This window comes from Stenotrophomonas sp. YAU14D1_LEIMI4_1 (assembly GCF_003086815.1).
GTDB lineage: Bacteria > Pseudomonadota > Gammaproteobacteria > Xanthomonadales > Xanthomonadaceae > Stenotrophomonas.
On the sequence record NZ_CP025997.1, the window covers coordinates 2,734,453 to 2,754,095 of the forward strand.

Sequence of the window (19,643 nt, forward strand, 5' to 3'; positions counted from 1 at the left end):
TTGATTCACCGCACGCGGATGCGTCCGTGCCAACCAAGGTTGGCACCTACCAGAGCGCCTTTGATTCACCGCACGCGGATGCGTCCGTGCCGACCAAGGTTGGCACCTACCAGAGCATGAAGCCCCGTGGCATCAGCGGGCCGGGGCGAACTGCAGGCGGGTCCACACGCCGTAGTGGTCCGACGCCCAGCGACCGCTGTCGTCGGGCTGGTCGAACAGGATCTTGGCTTCGCGCGCCACCATTCGGTCCTGCTGGAAGAAGATGTGGTCGATGCGCGAGGGCGCCGGGTAATAGTGCCGGTTCAAGGTACTGACCGCCGCCAGGTCGGTGTTCACGTGCACACTGCCGTAGCTGTCACCGTAGTGGCTGCGCAGTTCGCTCAGGTCGCCGGCATCGACCAGGGCGTTGAAATCACCGGCAATCACCACCGGCGCACCGGCCGAGGTTTCGGTGATGAAGCGCAGCAGGTCTTCCACCTGGCTGCGGCGGATGCCCTGGCCGCGCTCGTCACTGCGCTCGTTCAGATGCGTGGCATAGACGTTCACCGGCTGCCCGTCCACGTCGATGCGCAGGTGGGCCACGGTGCGGTAGTCATCCAGCGGCTGCAGCAGGTGCTCGCCGTGGGCCAGGATCGGGCGCCGGGTCAGCAGGGCGTTGCCATAGCGCTTGGGCGCACCCACCGGATCGGTGGATACGAAGACGTATTTGTAACCGAGCTGGCTGGCCAGCCACTGGGCCTGGTTGCGCACGTTGCGGCGCTGGATCACTTCCTGCAGGGCAATGGCATCGGGCTGCAGGCGCTTGAGCTCGGCCACGATCGTGCGCCGCCGGGTCGGCCAGTCTTCGCGGTCATGGTGCAGGTTGAAGGTGACCATGCCCATGCCGGGCGCGGTCGATGCCTGCGCCACGGCAGGTTCACCTGCCTGCTGCGCCACCGCCAACGCGGGCCATGCCAGTGCCATCGCCAGCCCCAGGGCGCGCAGTGCCACGCGCGCCCTCCCCTGCTTCAACACCATGTTTACTGCCCCTTGCGTTCGGCGCGGCGCACCGCACTTGGCACTTCAATTTCCACCCGCGCTGGCAGCGCGTGCACGTGCAGCTCGTTGTCCACCCATTCGGCCGGCTCGCCATTGACCGTGGCCGCGCCGGGTTCGCCGCTGTAGGGCCACGGCAGCACCACGCCACCCACCGGCGGCAGCAGGCCCGGCTGCACTTCCAGCACCAGCTGCTTGTCGTTGCGCTGCAGGCGGTAGTTCAACTGCCCCTGCGGGGTGCGCAGGCCCTGCACGGCAATGCCCTCGCCCTGGAACCAGGCCGTGGGAATACCTGCGGCCAGCACCAGCGCGTCATCCACATCGCGGTTGTAGGCGAACATGTCCAGCGCCGAGCGCACGAAGTCCGAGGCCACCCAGGCATGCGGCAGGTCGCCCACGAAGAACGGCGTGCGCGGCGTGCGCGAGACCACTTCGGCCCACTGGTTCCAGGCCTGCGGCGCGCGGTCCTTGAAGAAGAACTGGCTGGCCTGCCAGGCGCGGTCACGCCAGCCCAGGCGCACGAACGCGGCCACGTTGCGCCACTCGTACGGGGTGTAATCCTTCCATTCGCGCTTGCCGTCGCGGCGCGCCACGAATTCGTTCCAGTAGCGCTCGAACGTGCTGTCCAGCGCGGGCTGCGGCAGGCGCCCCTGCTCACCACCGGGTGCCAGGGCGATGGTGGTGGAGGTGGCATCGAAGTCCCCCAGCTCGGCCGAACCGGGCAGGAAGTCGATGCGATGCTGCTGCATGGCCGACTGCAGCGATGCCTGCAGGTCATCACGGAACTGGTCGCGCGATTCGCTGATCTGCATCGCTTCGACCTTGCCCAGCTGCGCGGCGATGATCGCCGCGTCCTTGTAGCCGCGCAGTGCCCAGAAGTTGTCCCAGTACGAATGCATCGGCTTGGCCGAATAACCTTCGTGGCTGATCGAAGCCGGCATCATCCCGTAGAACGCGGGATTGCGCGCACGGTTCTCTTCGGTGCGCTCGCTGGCGCGCAGCTGTTCCATGTACTGGTAGGCGCCCTGCACATGCGGCCACATCAGTTCCAGGAAGGTGCCATCGCCGGTGTAGCGCCAGTACTCGGCGATGTTGTAGATCAGTTCGCCATGGCTGTCGTTCTCCGGCACCGGGTCGCTGCCGCGCGCATCCACGCAGCACGGCACCTTGCCGTTCTCGAACTGGAAGGGCGCGTACCAGTTCACGTAGTCACGCACCGCATCGCTGCGGCCCATGCGCAGCAGCCCTTCGGAAATCATCGCGCCATCGCGGATCCAGCTGCGCGCATAGGAGCGCGTGCCCGGCTGCAGGCGCGGTCCCACGCGGGAAATCAGCATATGGGCGACGGCGGTGCGCAGGGTTTCCACCAGCGGCTGGCCGGCGGCCGGCACCTGCAGCGACACCACGCCCAGCTTCTGCCGCCACTGCGCGGCCACCTGCTGCTGCGCCTTGGCCACGTCCAGCGCCTGCGGCGCCCAGCTGCCGGTCTGCGGCAGCACCACCGCCACTTCGCGGCTCTGCCCCGGCTCCAGCTTGATGGTGTACAGCAAGGCGCCGGAGGCCAGCCCGGTGCTGTCCTTCACCGCCGTGGTGCCGGGCAGCTTGCCGCTGGCCAGGTGCATCGCGTCCAGCTTGCCATCGAACGTGGTGGCGAAGCGCGCATCGGGCGCCTGCAGCGGGTAGACCCGCGGCTCGCCATTGATGCGCACCAGCTGCTCGCCCACGTCCAGGCTGTCGATGCGGCTGAAGCCGCCGGTGGTGTTCAGGAACTGGGTCGGCGGATTCACCTGCCACGGCCGGATCGCCAAGGCCAGGGTGTACTCGTGCGCCACCTTGTCCGGGTTGCTCAAGCGGTAGCGGCCGATCAGCTGCGCGCGCTCGGGCGTGCCCTGCACGAAACCGGTGACCGACAGCCCGGCCTTCTCATGCACCCAATCGACGTTGGCGATGGGCAGGTAGCGGTCCTGCAGCGATTGGGTGATGGCCACGTTGGACCAGTCCAGCAGCTTGCCATCCAGGCGGACGAACGGCTCGATGCTGAAGCTGCCCTTGGCCGGCTCCAGCGCGCCGTCTTCGCTGATCAGCGCCTGTTCCTGGCCACCATCCAGACCCAGCAGGGTCCAGTACGGCTGCTCGCCCACGAAGGCACGCGGCAGCGCGCCGCGCGGCAGGTCTGCAGCCACCGACGAGAGGAACGCGTTGGGCGTGGCCGCAAAGGCCAGCGGCTTCAGCGCGATGTCACGGATGCCGTAGCGCCAGTTCGGGCCGCCCTGCAGGTCGAAGCGCACATAGCGCGCGTCGGTGTCGGGCAACGCCAGCCAGTCACGACCACCGCCGCCATTGGTCACTTCGCGCACGGTGCGCCAGTCGCGGCCGTCCTGCGAGGTGCGCACGGTGTAGCGGGTCGCTTCCAGACTGGGCAGCCAGTCGATCACCGCCCCGCCGATCTCGCGCGTGTTGTGCAGATCCAGGCTGATGGTCTGCTGCTTGACCCCGCCGCTGATCCAGAAGGTATCGCTCTTGCCGTCGATCATGCGGTCCTGCAGCGCAGGCGCGGTATCGGCAATTACCGCCGGGTGCAGCGGCGAGGTGTCCTGCGCCGGCAGGCCCTGCAGGGTCAGCTTGTCGAAGCACACGGTGCCGCGCCCACCCACCTTGCTGTAGATGGTGAACTCGACCGCGGCACTGCGCGCCATCTCCTTGTCCGGCGACGGCCCCCACGCCTTGTCGATCTGGCGCCGGCGGTACTCCACCGGCGTCCAGGCCTTGGGGAAGCTGTAACCGGGGCGGTTGACCCACCACACGTTGTCACCGCTGGCGTCGATCAGCTTGAACTGCAGGTCGTTGCCCGGCGAATCGCCGCGCAGCTGGAAGCCGAAGCGGTAGTTGACCGGGTATTCGATGTTCAGCGCACGGCGCAGGCCCACATAGCCGGAGACCTTGTGGAAGTCGTAATCCAGGCACAGCGCGCGGCCACCGCCCGGTGCGGTGACCGGGCGCAGCGAACCACTGACCTGGTCGGACAGCACCAGCTTCCATGCGCCGATGTCGTCGAAGTCATCCAGCACCTTCGGCGCGGGCAGCGCCGGTGGTGCGGCGATCGCCAGGGAAGACCACAGCAGGCCCAATCCAACGGCGATCGCACGCTTCATCCCTTCACACTCCCCAGCAACAGACCTTGGATGTAGTACCGCTGCAGCACCAGGAACAGGGCCAGCACCGGAACCACGGTGACCACCGCGCCGGCCATCATCATTTCCACGTCCATGATGTGTTCGCGCGAGAGGGTGGCCAGTGCCACCGGCAAAGTGTAGTGCTCCTGGTCGGTCAACACGATCAACGGCCACATGAAATCGTTCCATGCGCCCATGAAAGTAAAGATCGCCAGGGTGACCAGCACCGGCTTGAGCATCGGCAGCACGATCTGGAAGAAGATCCGCAGCTCCCCTGCCCCGTCGATGCGCGCCGCTTCCAGCAGTTCATCGGGAATGGAGCGGGCGTACTGGCGCACCAGGAAGATGCCGAACACGCTGGCCAGGGCCGGCACGATCACGCCGCCGAAGCTGTTGACCAGGCCCAGCTGCTTCATCAGCAGGAACAGCGGCAGCATGGCCACCTGCGCCGGAATGACCAGCGCAGCCATCAACACCTGGAACAGACGCTCGCGGCCGACGAAGTTCAGCTTGGCGAAGGCGTAGCCGGCCATGGTGTTGAGCAGCAGCGAGCCCAGGGTGATGGCCAGCGACACCAGCAGGCTGTTGGCGAAGTTGCCGCCCATGCCGGTGCGCGCGAACAACTCCAGGTAGTTGCGCGTGGTGACGTGCGAGGGCAGCAACGGCGGCGGGAAATGGGTGGCCTCGCCCTGCGGCATGAACGAGACCGAGACCATCCACAGCAGCGGTGCCAGGCTGACCAGGGCCAGCACCAGCAACGCACCATTGACCATCCACGGGTGCCAGCGCGACTGGCCGATTTCACGACTCATACCAACTGCCTCTTGCGGCCGAAACGCAGCATCACGGTGGTCACCGCCAGGATGATCAGGAACAGCAGGAACGCCACCGCGGAGGCGCGACCCAGGTTCCACCACTTGAAGCCTTCCTCGAACATGAAATACAGCACGCTGACGGTGCTCTGCAGTGGGTCGCCGCGGGTCATCACGTAGGGTTCGGCGAACAGCTGGAAGTAACCGGACACGGTAATGACCCCGACCACCAGCAGCACCGGGCCGAGCATCGGCAGGGTGATGTGCAGGAACTGCTTCCAGCGCGAGGCACCGTCGATGCGCGCGGCCTCGTACAGGTCATGCGGAATGGCCTGCAGGCCGGCCAGGAAGATCACCATGTTGTAGCCGAAGTTCTTCCACACGGCGAACAGCATGATGGTGGGCATGGCCCAGTTTGGGTCACCCAGCCAGTCGATCGGGCTGATGCCGATGTGGCCCAGGCCATAGTTCACCAAGCCGTAGCTGGTGTGGAACAGGTAGCGCCAGATCACCGCTACCGCCACCAGGGTGGTCACCACCGGGGCGAACAGCGCGGTGCGGAACATCGCCTTGAAGCGCGCCGCCGGTGCGTTCAGCAGCATCGCCGCGCCCAGCGACACGCCGATCGACAGCGGTACGCCGATCAGCACGAAGTAGGTGGTATTCCACAGCGACTTCCAGAACATCGGGGTCTGCAGCAGATCGATGTAGTTGCCCAGGCCGACGAACCGCAGGTTGCTGCTGTCGGACAGGGCATACAGATCGAAGTCGGTCACGCTCAGCGCCAGCGCCGAGGCCACCGGCAGGCCGAAGAACAGACCCAGCACGATCAGCGAGGGGCCGGCGAAGATCCAGCCGGCAAGCGAAGTACGTTTCATTGCGGGCTCCCGGCCGCTGCGGCCGGCGCATCGGCAGGTGCCTGCGCACCGCCGCCCTGCAGGCGTTGTTGTTCATGCATCCAGCGGCGCTTGGCCAGCACCTTGTCCACGCGCTGGTCCAGCTCTTCCACGGCCTTGTCCTGCGGCAGGCCACCGCGCACCACCTTTTCGGTGACGATGCGCATTTCCTGCACGATGCGCTCCCACTCCAGCACCTTCGGCGTGGGCTTGACCCGCTCCAGCTGGTCACGGAAGGCCGCGGCCAGCGGATCGCCCGCCAGCGAAGGCGCGTTCCAGGTGCTGCGACGCGGCGGCAGGTCGCCGATGATGGAATGGAAGCGGGCCTGGATCTCCGGCCGCGACAGGAACTCGATCAGCTTCCACGAGGCTTCCTTCTGCTGCGACTTGCGGAAGATCACCAGGCTGGTGCCGCCGGCGATGCCGGCGCCCGGACCGTCCGGACCCGGCAGCGCAGCGGTGCCCCACTGCCCTTCCAGTTCCTTGGGCTGCAGCTTCTTGAACTCGCGGATGTTCCAGGGCCCGGAGATGTAGAAGACGTTGAAGCCGCGGAAGAATTCATCCCAGACGTTGGAGATCTGCGTCTCGGACATCTTCGGTGCCCAGCCCTGCTCGAACATGTTCGAGTAGAACGCCAGGGTGCGGCGGAAGCCGGGGCTGGCGAAGTTGCCACGGGTGTCGTCGTCACGCAGCAGCGGATCGGGCTGCTGCAGCGCCAGCGACAGCTGCTGCTCGAATTCGTTGATCGGCATCAGCACCGCATAGCGGTTCGGGCCCTGCATCTTCTTGATCGCCGCCATCTGCTGGTCCCAGTCGGCCCAGGTGCGCGGCGGGTGGTCAAAACCGGCCTTGGCCAGCAGGTCCTTGCGGTAGTAGATCAGGCGCGTATCGACGTACCAGGGCACGCCCACCAGCTCGCCGTGGATCACGTTGGTATCCCAGATGCCCTGGAAATAATCCTGCGGATCGACCACGGTGGAGCGCTGCACGAACGGCTGCAGCGGGGTCAGTGCATCCAGTTCGGCGAACTCGGGCACCCAGGTGTTGCCGAGCTGGCAGACATCGGGCAGGCCATCGGCTGCGAAGGCGGTCAGCAGCTTTTCATGCGCGGCCGTCCACGGAATGTTCTGCACATCCACCTTGATGCCGGGATTCTCGGCTTCGAACTCGTGGATCAGCTCGCTGACCACTTCCGCTTCACGGCCCATGGCCCAGAAGCGCACGGTGGTGGTGCCCGGCTCGGTGCGGGCGCAGCCGGCAACGGCAAGCGCAGCCAGCAGCGGCAGCGCCCAGCGGCGCAGGCGATGGGTCCAGGGTTGCACCGGCTTACTTCCCCTGTCCAGTGTTGCGGTTGGCATTGTTCTTCTGTTCCTGCGCGGCGGCCGCGCGCGATTCTGCGATACCCACCGCGCGCGCCGCCGCGGCCTTCTCATCCTTCTGCAGCTGCAGCGGCTGGAACTCGCCTTCCGGCGCCAGCCAGCCACCACTGAACCCTGCCCGCTCCAGACCCTTGCGGATGTACGGGTTCTTCTTCATCACTTCCCAGACGAAATCATCGCGGTAGTTGGCGATCATGGTCAGGATCGGGCCCTGGTCGATGGCGATGTAATCGCTGGCGACCCAGCCGCGGTCGGGCACCAGGCGCCCGGTCTTGATCGGAATGTCGTAGTTGAAGCTGGGGTTGAACGAATCCAGGAACCCGTAGCTGGAATAGATGTAGTCGCCGTAGCGCTTGTGCATCTCCACCGTGGCCGGGATCACTTCCTCCGGCGCGAACACGATCGAGGACACCGCCGCGGTCGGGGCGATGGTGCCGTCGTCGAAGTTCTCGCGCAGGCCTGCGCCGCGCGAGGAGTAATGGCGGAACTGGCGCTGCTCGCCGCGGTATTCCTGGGTGGTGTTCTGCGGGCCATCGCTGGCGGTCAGGCCCCACACGTTCTCGCCGTAGTCCTTCCAGTTCATCGGGTTGGCGATGGCGTACTCACGCTGGGCCAGCGCCGCCGAACGGCTGTTGAGGAAGTAGGTGCTGCCGCGTTCGCGCATGTACGCGTCCTGGATATCGCGGAAATCGATCCAGACGTGGCTGTACTGGTGGCCGAACAGCGGCCCGAAGGACAAGTATTCCTGGCCCTGGTAGACGCCCCAGTCGTTGTCGTAGGTGCGGGTCCACACGGTCCACGCATCCGGGCTGACCGGGTGGCTGGGCGAGCCCAGGGCGAGGATGTAGACCATCATCGCCTCGTTGTAGCCCATCCAGTCGTGGTCGATGAAGCCGCTTTCGGGGAACCAGCCCATCGAAATGAGCGGTGCGCGCTGCTGCAGCCACGGCCAGTCCACCTGCTTGTACAGGCTGTCGGCGATCTGCCGGATCTCTTTTTCGCGCGGGTCGTCGCCGTCGTAGTACGACTGGGCGAACAGCACGCCCATCATCAGCAGCGCGGTATCCACGGAGGACAGTTCCACCCAGCTGTCGTAGCGACGGCCTTCCTGCATGTCCAGGAAGTGGTAGTAGAAGCCCTTGTAACCGGCCTTGCCGGTGCGCTGCGGGCCCATCGGCACATCGCGGAAGAACTTCAGCGTGGTCAGGGTGCGGTCGATGGCCTGGTTGCGGCTGACCCACCCGTTCTCGATCCCGATCGGGTAGGCGGTCAGCGCGAAGCCCACCGAGGCGATGCTGGCGAACGGACGCGAGGGATAACGGTCCGGGGTCAGGCCGTTCAGTTCATTGGTGGTATCCCAGAAGAACTGGAAGGTGCGGCGCTCGATATCGTCGAACAGCGGCGGCAGTTCCGGCTTCATCGGCCGCGGCGGTGCGTCGGCCTCGACCAGGATCACCTGCGGCTTGGGCTTGGCCGGCGCTTCCTGCTGGGCCGGTTTGCAGGCGGCGATGGACAGGGTCATCGCAGCGGCGGTCAACAGGTGGCGTGCCTGCATGGCGCGGTTCCTCCGGTGGGCTGTTCGATGGAAGAGCATAACGTCCAAACACCTGAAATCGTTTACAGCACGGACTCTTAAAAAACCACGAAAAACGTGGCCCGGGTGTCGGCGTCATTGCCCATGCCAGTGCAGCGTGCAGTCGCGGTGCACTGGCATGGGCAATGGACCGGCCATCACGGCCGGCCATTGCACAACCGGTACCGCCGGCGAACCGGCGGTACCAAGCGCGATCATCAGAAGCGGAAGCCCACTTCGGCCTTGATCTGGCGCGGCGTACCGATGATGTCACCGGTCTCGTTGTAGCTGGCTTCCAGCTTGCCGTTGCTCTTGATGTAGTTGTAGCTGGAGAAGTTGTCGAAGTTGAACACGTTGATGATGTCCAGGCGAGCGTACAGCTCGGTATCACCCGGCATCTTGAACGTCTTCGTCGCCTGCAGGTCGACCGAGCGGTAGCCGAACACCTTGCCACCGATCAGGAACTTGCCATTGGCGTTGGGCACGGCGGCCTGCGGGGTCGGCAGGGTGTAGCCGCTGGCCTGCGGGATGCCGTACCAGTCGTTGACGGCAGTCGGGGTGGCCAGGGTGATCTTGCCGCCGAAGGTGATGCCCCAGAAGCCCGCGTACGAACCGGTCACCACCAGGCGGTGGCGCGGCGCGCCGTTGGAACGGATGGTCGGGTAGTCACCGATCAGGCCGCGGTCGAACGCGTACTTCTCGTTGATGTCGCGGTTGTGGCGCGCGGTCGTCCAGGTGTAGGCGATCGAGGTGCCCCAGCCGCTTTCCTTGGTGAACGGCTTCTGCGCCGACAGCAGCACCTGGGTGGCACGGGTCTTGATGCCCTGCTGGCCGATGATCAGGCTGCCGAAGCCCGGCACGTTGCAGCTCCAGGCCTGGCTCAGGCCCGGGTCGGTGCCGCCGCACAGGCGCGGGTCATCGAAGAACTGGCCGGTCGGGTAACGGTTGCCCAGGGTGAAGGCGAAGCCGTCGTAGCTCAGGGTACGGGCGATGGTGGCGTCGGTCAGCCAGTCACCGATCTGGTTGCTCATACCCAGGCTGAACTGATCCGAGTACGGGGCCTTCAGCTTGTTGTTGAGCAGGTCCACTTCCAGACCGGCATTGCTGGTGGCGCCCACCAGGGCCTGCAGGTTGCCGATGCCGTTGAGCAGGTTCGGGTTCCAGTCGTAGCAGGCGGCCTGGCCGTTGATGCAGGTGCCGGTGGTCGGGTTGCGGAAGTAGATGGTCGGCTGCGGCAGGGCCAGCTTGGTGGTTTCCAGCTGCAGGTTGTCGAACAGGTCGCGGTCGTAGGAACGGCCGGCACCACCGTGGATCACGTGCTGCTCGTCGGCGTTGATGTCATACGAGAAGCCCAGGCGCGGCTGCCAGGCATCCTTGAACGCCTTGCGGTTGTGGCCGTTGCTGATGTAATCGCTGATGTCCAGGCCGCCCAGCGCCAGCGAATCGGCGTAGGTCTGGCCGGCGGCAGCGCGCGGGTCCTGCGAGTAGATGGCGTCCACCACCTGCTGCGGGGTCACGAAGTCCAGGTAAGCCGGGTTCTTTTCGTAGTCCCAGCGCAGGCCCAAGTTGATCTGCAGGTGGTCGTTGACCTGCCAGTCGTCCTGGATGAACAGACCCAGCTGCTTGGCCTTGGAACGCACTTCACCGGACACGCCCGACACGCCGGTGACCGGCTTGACGAACTGTGCCTTGTACGGGATGTCCGACGGGAAGTCCGGATCGCCCAGGGTGTAGGTGAAGGTCGGGTTGATCTGCGCCGCGTCAGAGGCGTACAGATCGATTTCCTTGTACTTGGCGCCCATCTTGATGGTGTGGTCGCCCGCCCACTGGATGCCATCCAGGGTCAGGTTGTCTTCGATCGACCAGCCCTTCTGGCCCTTCACCTGCGAATCCAGTGCCGAAGCGCCGCCGACCTTCACGATGGTGCGGTCTTCGGTGCCGTCCGGTGCGGTGTAGGTGATGCCGTTGGCCAGGGTCAGCGGGGTCGGGTTGTTGAACGAATCTTCGTGGGTGACCATCAATTCGTTGTAGTAACGCTCACCGCTGTGGTTCCAGCGCAGCGCATAGCGGCGGTCGGTGTTGACCACTTCACGGCCGGCTTCCGGCGAGGTCTGGCCACTGAACTGCTGCTGGGTTTCGTCGCGGTCCTGGAAGGTCAGCTCGATGCGATCGTTGTCGGTCGGCTCGAAGTCGACCTTGGCGAAGATCAGGTCCTGCTGGAACGGCTGGCTGGCCGGGCCGAGGCCGGCAGCGCCGTCAGCCGGCAGCAGACCCACGCTGCTGGTCACCGCACCGTCCGGCGCGATGGTGACCGGCAGGTCGAAGCGCTTGGCTTCGTAGGTCACGAAGAAGTGGGCCTTGTCCTTGACGATCGGGCCGCCCAGGGCGAAGCCGTATTCCTTCTCGGCCGAGACCATCTTTTCCTGGCCGGCCTGGCGCTCGGCCGGGGTCTTGGCGCGCATGTCTTCGTCGGTGTAGCGGTAGAACGCCTCACCCTTGAATTCATTGGTACCGGACTTGGTCGCGGCGGTCACCGCGGCGCTGGACACCTGGCCGTACTCGGCCTTGTAGTTGCCGCTGATGACCTTGTATTCGCCGATGGCCAGCTGCGGGAACGGGTTGCCGGCGCTGCCGGACTGGCCGGCCACGCCGCCGCCCTTCACGTAGCTCTTCTGGCCCACGCCGTCGATGTAGACGTTGGTGCCGTCGGCATTGGTGGCACCGCCGCGGAGCGAGGTGTTGCCCTTGGCATCACGGGTGAAGATCATGCCCGGCACGGCGTCGGCGAACTCCAGGAAGTTGCGCGACACCTGGGGGGTGGTCTGGATCTGCTGCAGGCTGACGGTCTTGCCGACTTCGGAGGTGCGCACTTCCTGCAGCAGGGTCGGCGCGACCACGTTCACGGTGTCCAGGTTGGTGGCCGCGGTGGTGCCGCCGCCGGTGGCGGCCGCTTCGCTGAAGTTCAGCGTGGCGGTGGAGGCCACGGTGACGGTGACCTTCTGGGTCTGGCCGTTGGCCACCACGTCATAGGTGCCCGGGTCCAGGCCCATCAGCGAGTAGCTGCCGTCGGCACGCACGGTGCCACGACGCACCGAACCGGTGGCCACGTTGGTGGCGGTCACTTCCGCGCCGGCCTGGGCGCCGGACACCTGGCCACGCAGGCTGGCGTTGGCCGACTGGGCCATCACGTTCGGGGCAGCGGCCAACATCAGGCAGCTGACCAGGGCGGTGCTCAGCAGCCGGCGTGCCGGCGTGCGGATGGTGGAATGCATCATCAACTCAATCTCCGGGTGGTGGTCCCGCTTGCGCGGTTCCTGCGATCAGTCAAAAGAAAAGGAAAGCCTCCGGCTTCAACGGCCGGATGGCGAGGTGGTGGAATCTCGAACGATCAGGCGGGGTACCAGCGTCTGCTTGTCCCCTGCCCCTTCCGTGGTAGTGCCGTCCATCAACTGCAACAGGCGCGTCATGGCCCGATCGCCCAACTCGGCGATACTGACCTGCATGGTGGTCAACGATGGGTGTACGAACCGCGCCAGCGGAATGTCATCGAAACCCGCCAGGGCGACATCGGTGGGCACGTGGACGCCTGCCTGCGCGAACGCATACAGACACCCCAAGGCCATCATGTCGTTGGCGGCGAACACGGCATCGGGCAGCGCACCGGCTGCCAGCAACTCCTGACCGGCGCGATGGCCGGAAGCTTCGTCGAAATCACCGGGCAGCTCGATGCCTTCGGCGCCGTTGCCAGCAGCCGCCAGCGCGTCACGGAAGCCGCGCAGGCGCTCGCGCGCGTCGAAGTTGAGGTCCGGGCCTGAAATGAAAGCGATGCGGCGGTGGCCGGCATCGAGCAGGTGGCGGGTCATGGCCATCGCCCCTGCGTGGTCGTCGATGCTCAACACCGGGTGGTCCTGCGTGGGCAGGTAGGTGTTGATCAGCACGGTGGGCAGCGACTGCGGCAGGTTGTCGGTCAGGAACCCCGGGCTTTCCGCATACGGGGACAGCACCAGCAGGCCATCGACGCGGCCGCGCATGGCGCGCAGCGCTGCGCCCTGCTGTTCCTGGTCGCCGTGGTAGCTGGACACCAGCAGGTGCTGGCGGCGGCTGCGGGCCACCCCGTCGATGCCGCGCATCAGCTCGGAGAAGAATTCACCGTACAGATCGGGCAGCACCACGCCCACCGTATTGGTACGGCGGCTGCTGAGGCTGCGCGCGGCAGCATGTGGGGTGTAACGCAGCCGCGCGGCCACTTCCAGCACAAGCTGGCGGACCGGTTCGGCAACGTTCTCATGCCCGTTGAGCGCGCGGGAAACCGTGGCCACGGAGACCCGGGCTTCGCGTGCGACATCTTTGATTGTTATGGCTGCCTTGTTCACGAAGCCGCCCTCCACGGCTTGGACCCACCAGCTTGGCGCGGAATGTAAGCGTTTCCATCTGCGCTTGTAAACTGTCCGTTAGGCGAATGTCCCATTCCGGACACAAAAAGTTGTCCCGGGCAGGCCCGCACGGTGACCTGCAAAGACAGTATCTGGGTCATGTTCAGCCCTGTTCTGACGGGGTATGTGCACGGATGGACAGCGCATGGATGTCGGTGTCCATCAGGCTGCCCAGCGCGGCGTAGACCGCGCGGTGGCGCGCAAGCGGGGCCATGCCGGCGAAGCGTTCGCTGACCACGTGCACGTTGAAATGGCCGCGCCCATCGCGCGCGCCGGCATGGCCGGCATGGCGATGACTGGCGTCTTCGATCTCCAGCACGCTGGGGACCAATGCTTGTTGCAGCGCATCACGAATCTGTTCGATGCGCCGCGCGTTCATGGCAGCACCTTGCGGAACGGACGCACCTGGGTGCGTACGTACACGCCCGCAGCCACGTACGGGTCGGCTTCGGCCCATTCCTGTGCCTGCGCCAGCGAGTCGAATGCGGCGATGACCACCGAGCCGCTGAAGCCGGCCGGACCCGGGTCTTCGCTGTCGATGGCCGGGCAAGGACCGGCCAGCAGCAGGCGCCCCTGGTCGTTCAGCGCCTGCAGTCGCGCCAGATGCTGCGGGCGTACTTGCAGCCGCTGGGCCAGCACATCCTGGCCGTCATAGCCTTCAATCACGTACCACATGGGGTGGTTCCTCGTTCATGTTGCGGTGCGCCGATTCTAGCCAATGCCAGCCGGTTGCCTGCCGTTGCTGGACACTGGCGCGGCAAAGCCTTACCCTAGGGTCAATTGCACGTGGCTGGATGCAGCAGCCCGTCGGTTTCCGCGGCTTCCGCAGCCCCCGACGATCGCCCCGCCGCTTCCTGACGGGCCACGTAGACGACCTCCCCGTAGTCTTGTCGCTGCCGCTGTTGTGCAGCGCGTGCTGCTGTTTCATATGTGTGGAATCGCGCCGAGACAGGCGTGCCTGGTGCCCCCGTGGCCGTGGCGTTGGCCCGGCATGGCGGGTACCGCGACTGGTCCGTTGCAATACTGACGTCCATTAGATGACTTCCAAACTCGCGCTCGACGCGAACCCGCCAACCCGGCCGCCCGCCCCCCAGCAGCAGGAAATGCCGCTGGCCGTGGTGCATGGGCAACCGGTCCTGCAGATTCCGCAGGATCTGTACATCCCGCCGGACGCGCTGGAAGTCATCCTGGATGCCTTCGAAGGGCCGCTGGACCTGCTGCTGTACCTGATCCGCCGGCAGAACCTGGACGTGCTGGACATTCCCGTGGCCGAGATCACCCGGCAGTACGTGGAATACATCACGGTGATGCGCGAGCTGCGTTTCGAGCTGGCCGCCGAATACCTGGTGATGGCCGCGATCCTGGCCGAAGTGAAGTCGCGCATGCTGCTGCCGCGCCCGGTCAGCGAGGACGGCGACGAGGCCGACCCGCGCGCCGAGCTGGTGCGCCGGCTGCAGGAGTACGAACGTTTCAAGCAGGCGGCGGAGGATATCGACGCCCTGCCCCGGCAGGACCGCGACACCACGGTGGCGCATGCGTTCATGCCGGAACGAGCGACGGTGAAGCTGCCGCCGCCGGTGGACCTGAAGGAAATGCTGCTGGCCCTGCACGACGTGCTCAAGCGCGCCGAGCTGTTCACTGGCCATGCGATCAAGCGCGAGGCACTGAGCGTGCGCCAGCGCATGGGCGAGATCCTGGGCCGCATGGAAGATGGCCGGTTCTACCGGTTTGAAAGTCTGTTCACCGCCGAGGAAGGCAAGCTGGGCGTGCTGGTCACCTTCCTGGCCATGCTGGAACTGGCCAAGGAACAGCTGCTGGACATCGTGCAGGAAGAACCGCTGGCGGCGATCTACGTGAAATCGCTGGCGGCCGGCAACACCAACGCCCCGCTGCAGTTCAGCAGCGAGTTCGACGACAACGACGCCGCCAACGAGAACGAGTGAGCGCTGCCTGCCGATGGACCAACCGCTGATCAACCGTATTGTCGAAGGTGCCCTGCTGGCGTCCAGCCAGCCGCTCACCCTGGCCCAGCTGAAAGACCTGTTCCCGGAAGACGAGCCGGCGCCGCCGGGCAGCATTGAGCGCGCCCTGGAACAGCTGCGCGAGGCCTGCGCCGGCCGCGGCGTGGAACTGTTGGAGGTAGCCTCCGGCTTCCGCTACCAGGTGACCGCCGAAGTGCATGGCTGGATCAGCCGGCTGTGGACCGAACGCAAGACCCGCTACACCCGCGCCACCCTGGAAACGCTGGCGCTGATCGCCTACCGGCAGCCGATCACCCGCGGCGAGATCGAGCAGGTGCGCGGCGTGGCCGTCAGCAGCAACATCATCCAGGCGCTGGAAGAACGCGAGTGGATCCGCGTGGTCGGCCACCGCGACGTACCCGGCAAGCCGGCGCTGTTTGGCACCACCAAGGGCTTCCTGGACTACTTTGGGCTGAAGCGGCTGGACGAATTGCCGCCACTGTCCGAACTGAAGGACCTGGGCGAGCTGGAGCCGCAGCTGGCACTGGACCGTGACGGCCCGGCCGCCGCCGGCGCCGCCGGCCCGGACATCAGTGCCGACCCTGACGGCGCTGCCAACGATGACACCCGCCTGGACGCAGGCACTGGCAACACCCCCGATTCCGCCGGCGCAGCCCCTGCACCGGCCAGTGACGAGCAAGCACCTTCGCCCTTCGATGCTGGGCACCCCGATTCCGCGCCGGGCGAGCGCGCGGTTCCCGTGAACGAACGCGAAGACAACGCCGTCGCGATGACGACCGTGGCTGTTGACCAAGCCGATTCCGAACCAGAGGCCGACCTCGAAACCGTCGGCCGGAGCAAATCTGATGAGTGACACCCCCCGTAACAAGCTGTCGCTGAAGCGCGAAGCCACCTCCGAACAGTTCAAGCTGGAAGAGCGCCTGCACAAGGTGCTGGCCCAGGCCGGGCTGGGTTCGCGCCGCGCGCTGGAACAGCGCATCGCCGAAGGCCTGGTCAAGGTCAACGGTGAAGTCGCGCAGACCGGCATGTCGGTCAAGAGCGGCGACAAGATCGAGCTGGACGGCCGCGGCTTCGTCGCCACCGCACTGGCCGAACCCTCGCGCGTGCTGGTCTACAACAAGCCGGAAGGCGAAGTGACCACCCGCGAAGATCCCGAAGGCCGCCCGACCGTGTTCGAAGCGCTGCCGCCGCTGAAGGGCGCGCGCTGGATCGCGATCGGCCGCCTGGACATCAACACCACCGGCCTGCTGCTGGCCACCACCGACGGTGAACTGGCCAATGCCATGATGCACCCGTCGTTCGAGGTCGAGCGCGAGTACGTGGTGCGCGTGCGTGCGCCGGAAGGCGAAGAAAAGGTCAGCGACGCGATCGTCGACCGCCTGGCCCGTGGCGTGGCGCTGGAAGACGGCCCGGCCAAGTTCGACGAGATCGAACGCATCGGCGGCACCGACTCGCACGACTGGTTCCGCGTGGTAGTGAAGGAAGGCCGCAACCGCGAAGTGCGCCGCCTGTGGGAATCGCAGGGCTGCCAGGTCAGCCGCCTCAAGCGCACCCGCTACGGCAAGGTGTCGCTGCCGCGCGAACTGGCCCGTGGCCAGACCGTGGAACTGCCCAGCGCCCAGGTGGAAGCCCTGCGTGCGCAGCTGAAGCTGGAAGAAGGCGCGCCGTCGGCGCTGACCCTGCAGCCGGTGATCGGCCAGCGCCGCGCCGCCAAGACCACCGTGCGCGTGCGCGAAGGTGGCCGCGGCAACGCTTACGTCAATGGCCACAGCACGGCCGATGAAGGCCGCGAACTGCGCCGCTTCGACAACGTGCGCGAAGACCGCGGCCGTGGCCGTGGCGGCAAGGGCGGCGGCTTCAAGGGCGGCCTGACCGTCAGCGGTGAAGCGGCGGCCAAGCAGTCGCAGAAGCCGTTCAAGCAGCGCGCGCCGAAGAACGATCGTTCGCTGCCGGAAGGCAACCCGGCCGCGTTCCGCACCTGGTATGTGCCCGATGGCGTGAGCACCGGCCCGAGCGGCCACCGCAACGCCGGCCCCGGCGCGCGTGGCCCGGGTGCCCGTGGTCCGGGCGCAGGCGGCCAGGGCCGTCCGTACGGCAAGCCGAAGGGCCCGGGTGCGGGTGCCGGCGGCGGCCAGGGCCGTGGTGGGTTCGGCGGCGAAGGTCGCGGTAATGCCGGCGGCCAGGGCCGTGGCGGCTTCGGCGGCGAAGGCCGTGGTGGCGCCGGTGGCGGCCAGGGTCGTCCGGCCGGCGCGGGCAACCGCTCGCAGGGCCAGGGCAACAAGCACCCGTACGGCCATCCGGGCAATGCCCCCAGCTTCCCGTCCGACCATGCCACCCCGGGCTTCAACCCGTATGGCAGCCCGAAGCCGGCGCACGGCGCCCGTCCGGGCGGTCGCGGTCCGGGCGGTCCCGGTGGCAACCGTGGCCCGGGCGGCAACCGTGGTCCCGGCGGTCCGGGTGGCAACCGTGGCCCGGGTGGCCCTGGTGGCAACCGCGGCCCAGGCGGCCCGCGCCGCAGCGGCCCGCGCGGCGGCTGATCGCGGTCCTCGCTGAAATGAAAAACCCCGGCTTCGGCCGGGGTTTTTTGTTGGTGGCTGGGTCGTGAGGGCGCCTGATCGTTGCGCGGGCTTTCTCTAGGAATTGTTTGAAAACAGGCCATTTGTGCCATAGGTCGCCGCATCTGGTGCGGCCGCTGCCTATCGTCAAGGCTCACTCACACGACAAGGCAACACCCATGACCGGCATCACCCCCGACCAGGCCCGCGCCAACGCCGACCTCGCTGGCCGCACCACCGGCGAATTCATCCAGGACATCGATCATTCCATCGACGCCAACTCGCGCAAGGGCGAACGCCGCATCGTAGTGTCCCTGCCGCGCGGCCAGGCCCGCGAAGGCCAGGCCGAAGCGGTACTGGCGCATTACCAGGATCGCGGCTACGTGGTCGAACAGCTCAGCGTGACCGGCCACGCCTGGCACCTGCAGATCGGCTGGTAAGGCTCAGCGGCGGCTGATGGTGAACGCCGCACCATCCACGCCCAGGTCCCAGCCCTTGCCGGTGCCGGACAGGGCCAGCGAGATGTCGCCCTTGGTCATCACCTGGGCGTTGCTGGATTTCACCGCACCGGCATGGGCACCGACCGAGGCATAGGTGCCCAGCAGCTCACCCACGCTGCTGGCGCCGGTGAAACTGCCACGGCCATCGGTGATCTTCGACTTGCCCACGGTCAGGCCACCGCCCTTGAGCTGGATGCGCACCGGCATGCTGGCGCCGTTGCTGCAGCGGACCGTGCCGGTGCCCGAGGCGGTCTTGTAGATCAGCGACCAGCCGGACAGGTTGTAGCGCAACTGGCAATCCAGGTTGCCGCCGGCCTGCGCGGCCGGGGCCAGGGCGCTGGCGGCAAGGGCCAGCAGCAGGGCAAGGGACTTCTTCATCGGCAGCACTTCCACTTCATTCGGACTGCCGGCGAATCTAGCAGCGCGCGCGTGCACGGTGGATGCAGGCGCGCGCGTGGGTGCGGCAAGCGTTCAGCCGCCGCAGCGTGCGCTCAGGCGCGCTCGTCCAGATGGAAGGCGTCGGCATCGAGCATGGCCGGGAAGCGCGCGCGGTGCGCGGCCAGGGCCTCGGCCGAGATGGTGGTGGTGACCACCTGCTCGCGCTCGCGGATCTCCACCTGCGGCTGGCCCAGAAAATCGATCACCGCACTGTCGCCGGCGTAGTGCAGCTGGTTGCCGTCCACACCGATGCGGTTGACTGCCGCCACGAAGCACAGGTTCTCGATGGCGCGTGCGCGCAGCAGGGTCTTCCACGCATAGGCACGTGCCGAGGGCCAGTTGGCCACGAAGATCTGCAGGTCGAAATCCATCTGCCCTGCCCGCTCCACGTTGTAGCGGTTGCGGCAGAACACCGGGAAACGCAGGTCGTAGCAGACCTGCGGGTTGATCCGCCAGCCCTTCCATTCCACGCTCAGGCGGTCGCGGCCGGCGGCATAGCGTTCGTGCTCGCCGCCGTAGCGGAACAGGTGGCGCTTGTCGTAGTACTGCAGTTCGCCATCAGGCGTGGCAAACAGCAGGCGGTTGTACACGCCCTCGCCTTCGCGCAGCTGCACGCTGCCGATCACCGCGGCATCCAGCGCACGTGCCTGCTCGCGCAGCCAGGCCACCGTCGGGCCGTCCATGCCCTCGGCCTGGGCAATGGCATCGTTGGAAAACCCACTGGTGAAGGTCTCCGGCAGGATCACCAGGTCGGTGCGGCCGGCCAGCGGCGCCAGCAGCGCGCCGTAGTAATCGCGGTTGCCCGTCGGGTCATGCCAGCGGGTGTCGCCCTGGACGAGGGAAATACGCAGGTCCTGCATGGTCGTG

At 66.6% G+C, this 19,643-nt stretch carries 16 protein-coding genes; 4 read left to right on the top strand and 12 right to left on the bottom strand.

Going from position 1 to position 19,643, the window contains the following annotated elements; genetic code table 11:
* Nucleotides 1–132 precede the first annotated feature (132 nt).
* From C1932_RS12810 to C1932_RS12855, 10 genes are all read right to left on the bottom strand, one after another.
* Complete coding sequence (locus C1932_RS12810) at nt 133–1,017, bottom strand: endonuclease/exonuclease/phosphatase family protein (protein WP_108762435.1); 885 nt, start codon at nt 1,015–1,017, stop codon at nt 133–135.
* 2 nt (nt 1,018–1,019) lie between these two features.
* The gene (locus C1932_RS12815) at nt 1,020–4,187 is read right to left on the bottom strand and encodes a discoidin domain-containing protein (protein WP_108762436.1); all 3,168 of its coding nucleotides are present in this window, start codon (nt 4,185–4,187) and stop codon (nt 1,020–1,022) included.
* Nucleotides 4,184–5,020, bottom strand: a complete 837-nt coding sequence (locus C1932_RS12820) for a carbohydrate ABC transporter permease (RefSeq protein ID WP_108750092.1) — start codon at nt 5,018–5,020, stop codon at nt 4,184–4,186. The genes C1932_RS12815 and C1932_RS12820 overlap by 4 nt, the downstream gene beginning before the upstream one ends.
* On the bottom strand, nt 5,017–5,898 hold the full coding sequence (locus C1932_RS12825; RefSeq protein ID WP_108762437.1) for a sugar ABC transporter permease: 882 nt from the start codon (nt 5,896–5,898) through the stop codon (nt 5,017–5,019). The genes C1932_RS12820 and C1932_RS12825 overlap by 4 nt, the downstream gene beginning before the upstream one ends.
* Nucleotides 5,895–7,238 (bottom strand): sugar ABC transporter substrate-binding protein, encoded by a 1,344-nt coding sequence (locus C1932_RS12830; protein ID WP_234412136.1) that lies wholly within the window; start codon nt 7,236–7,238, stop codon nt 5,895–5,897. Before C1932_RS12830 ends, C1932_RS12825 begins: the two co-directional genes overlap by 4 nt.
* A gap of 4 nt (nt 7,239–7,242) precedes the next feature.
* On the bottom strand, nt 7,243–8,850 hold the full coding sequence (locus tag C1932_RS12835; protein WP_108762439.1) for a glucoamylase family protein: 1,608 nt from the start codon (nt 8,848–8,850) through the stop codon (nt 7,243–7,245).
* A gap of 236 nt (nt 8,851–9,086) precedes the next feature.
* Entirely contained in the window at nt 9,087–12,143 is a 3,057-nt protein-coding gene (locus C1932_RS12840) for a TonB-dependent receptor (protein ID WP_108762440.1), read from the bottom strand.
* A 75-nt stretch (nt 12,144–12,218) separates the two neighbouring features.
* Nucleotides 12,219–13,256 (bottom strand): LacI family DNA-binding transcriptional regulator, encoded by a 1,038-nt coding sequence (locus C1932_RS12845; RefSeq protein WP_108750096.1) that lies wholly within the window; start codon nt 13,254–13,256, stop codon nt 12,219–12,221.
* A 148-nt stretch (nt 13,257–13,404) separates the two neighbouring features.
* Complete coding sequence (locus tag C1932_RS12850) at nt 13,405–13,680, bottom strand: BolA family protein (protein WP_108762441.1); 276 nt, start codon at nt 13,678–13,680, stop codon at nt 13,405–13,407.
* Nucleotides 13,677–13,976 (bottom strand): YciI family protein, encoded by a 300-nt coding sequence (locus tag C1932_RS12855; protein ID WP_108762442.1) that lies wholly within the window; start codon nt 13,974–13,976, stop codon nt 13,677–13,679. Before C1932_RS12855 ends, C1932_RS12850 begins: the two co-directional genes overlap by 4 nt.
* Before the next feature lie 362 nt (nt 13,977–14,338).
* On the opposite strand from C1932_RS12855, the gene C1932_RS12860 reads away from it, so the two are divergent.
* From C1932_RS12860 to C1932_RS12875, 4 genes are all read left to right on the top strand, one after another.
* A complete protein-coding gene (locus C1932_RS12860) occupies nt 14,339–15,244 on the top strand; it encodes a ScpA family protein (protein WP_108762443.1) in 906 nt (301 codons plus the stop codon).
* A gap of 13 nt (nt 15,245–15,257) precedes the next feature.
* Nucleotides 15,258–16,136: an SMC-Scp complex subunit ScpB gene (gene scpB, locus C1932_RS12865; protein WP_108762444.1), complete on the top strand. Its 879-nt coding sequence runs from the start codon at nt 15,258–15,260 to the stop codon at nt 16,134–16,136.
* Nucleotides 16,129–17,820 (top strand): pseudouridine synthase, encoded by a 1,692-nt coding sequence (locus tag C1932_RS12870; protein WP_108753601.1) that lies wholly within the window; start codon nt 16,129–16,131, stop codon nt 17,818–17,820. Before scpB ends, C1932_RS12870 begins: the two co-directional genes overlap by 8 nt.
* A gap of 197 nt (nt 17,821–18,017) precedes the next feature.
* Nucleotides 18,018–18,278, top strand: coding sequence for a hypothetical protein (locus C1932_RS12875; RefSeq protein ID WP_108753602.1), 261 nt, complete (start codon nt 18,018–18,020; stop codon nt 18,276–18,278).
* Between the two features lie 3 nt (nt 18,279–18,281).
* Here the strand turns inward: C1932_RS12875 and C1932_RS12880 are convergent, their stop codons facing one another.
* Both C1932_RS12880 and C1932_RS12885 read right to left on the bottom strand, forming a co-directional pair.
* The gene (locus C1932_RS12880; RefSeq protein ID WP_108751591.1) at nt 18,282–18,716 is read right to left on the bottom strand and encodes a hypothetical protein; all 435 of its coding nucleotides are present in this window, start codon (nt 18,714–18,716) and stop codon (nt 18,282–18,284) included.
* 113 nt (nt 18,717–18,829) lie between these two features.
* Nucleotides 18,830–19,636 carry an amidohydrolase gene (locus C1932_RS12885; protein WP_108762445.1) on the bottom strand — a complete coding sequence of 269 codons (807 nt, stop codon included), beginning with the start codon at nt 19,634–19,636 and terminating at the stop codon, nt 18,830–18,832.
* Between the last annotated feature and the right edge of the window lie 7 nt (nt 19,637–19,643).

Excerpts from the sequence above, each read along its gene's own strand:
- C1932_RS12850 (WP_108762441.1), bottom strand. The coding sequence starts at position 13,680 with ATGAACGCGCGGCGCATCGAACAGATTCGTGATGCGCTGCAACAAGCA.
- C1932_RS12875 (WP_108753602.1), top strand. The coding sequence starts at position 18,018 with ATGACCGGCATCACCCCCGACCAGGCCCGCGCCAACGCCGACCTCGCT.
- C1932_RS12835 (WP_108762439.1), bottom strand. The coding sequence starts at position 8,850 with ATGCAGGCACGCCACCTGTTGACCGCCGCTGCGATGACCCTGTCCATC.
- C1932_RS12885 (WP_108762445.1), bottom strand. The coding sequence starts at position 19,636 with ATGCAGGACCTGCGTATTTCCCTCGTCCAGGGCGACACCCGCTGGCAT.
- C1932_RS12855 (WP_108762442.1), bottom strand. The coding sequence starts at position 13,976 with ATGTGGTACGTGATTGAAGGCTATGACGGCCAGGATGTGCTGGCCCAG.
- C1932_RS12870 (WP_108753601.1), top strand. The coding sequence starts at position 16,129 with ATGAGTGACACCCCCCGTAACAAGCTGTCGCTGAAGCGCGAAGCCACC.
- C1932_RS12825 (WP_108762437.1), bottom strand. The coding sequence starts at position 5,898 with ATGAAACGTACTTCGCTTGCCGGCTGGATCTTCGCCGGCCCCTCGCTG.
- C1932_RS12810 (WP_108762435.1), bottom strand. The coding sequence starts at position 1,017 with ATGGTGTTGAAGCAGGGGAGGGCGCGCGTGGCACTGCGCGCCCTGGGG.
- C1932_RS12840 (WP_108762440.1), bottom strand. The coding sequence starts at position 12,143 with ATGATGCATTCCACCATCCGCACGCCGGCACGCCGGCTGCTGAGCACC.
- scpB (WP_108762444.1), top strand. The coding sequence starts at position 15,258 with ATGGACCAACCGCTGATCAACCGTATTGTCGAAGGTGCCCTGCTGGCG.
- C1932_RS12820 (WP_108750092.1), bottom strand. The coding sequence starts at position 5,020 with ATGAGTCGTGAAATCGGCCAGTCGCGCTGGCACCCGTGGATGGTCAAT.
- C1932_RS12815 (WP_108762436.1), bottom strand. The coding sequence starts at position 4,187 with ATGAAGCGTGCGATCGCCGTTGGATTGGGCCTGCTGTGGTCTTCCCTG.
- C1932_RS12880 (WP_108751591.1), bottom strand. The coding sequence starts at position 18,716 with ATGAAGAAGTCCCTTGCCCTGCTGCTGGCCCTTGCCGCCAGCGCCCTG.
- C1932_RS12860 (WP_108762443.1), top strand. The coding sequence starts at position 14,339 with ATGACTTCCAAACTCGCGCTCGACGCGAACCCGCCAACCCGGCCGCCC.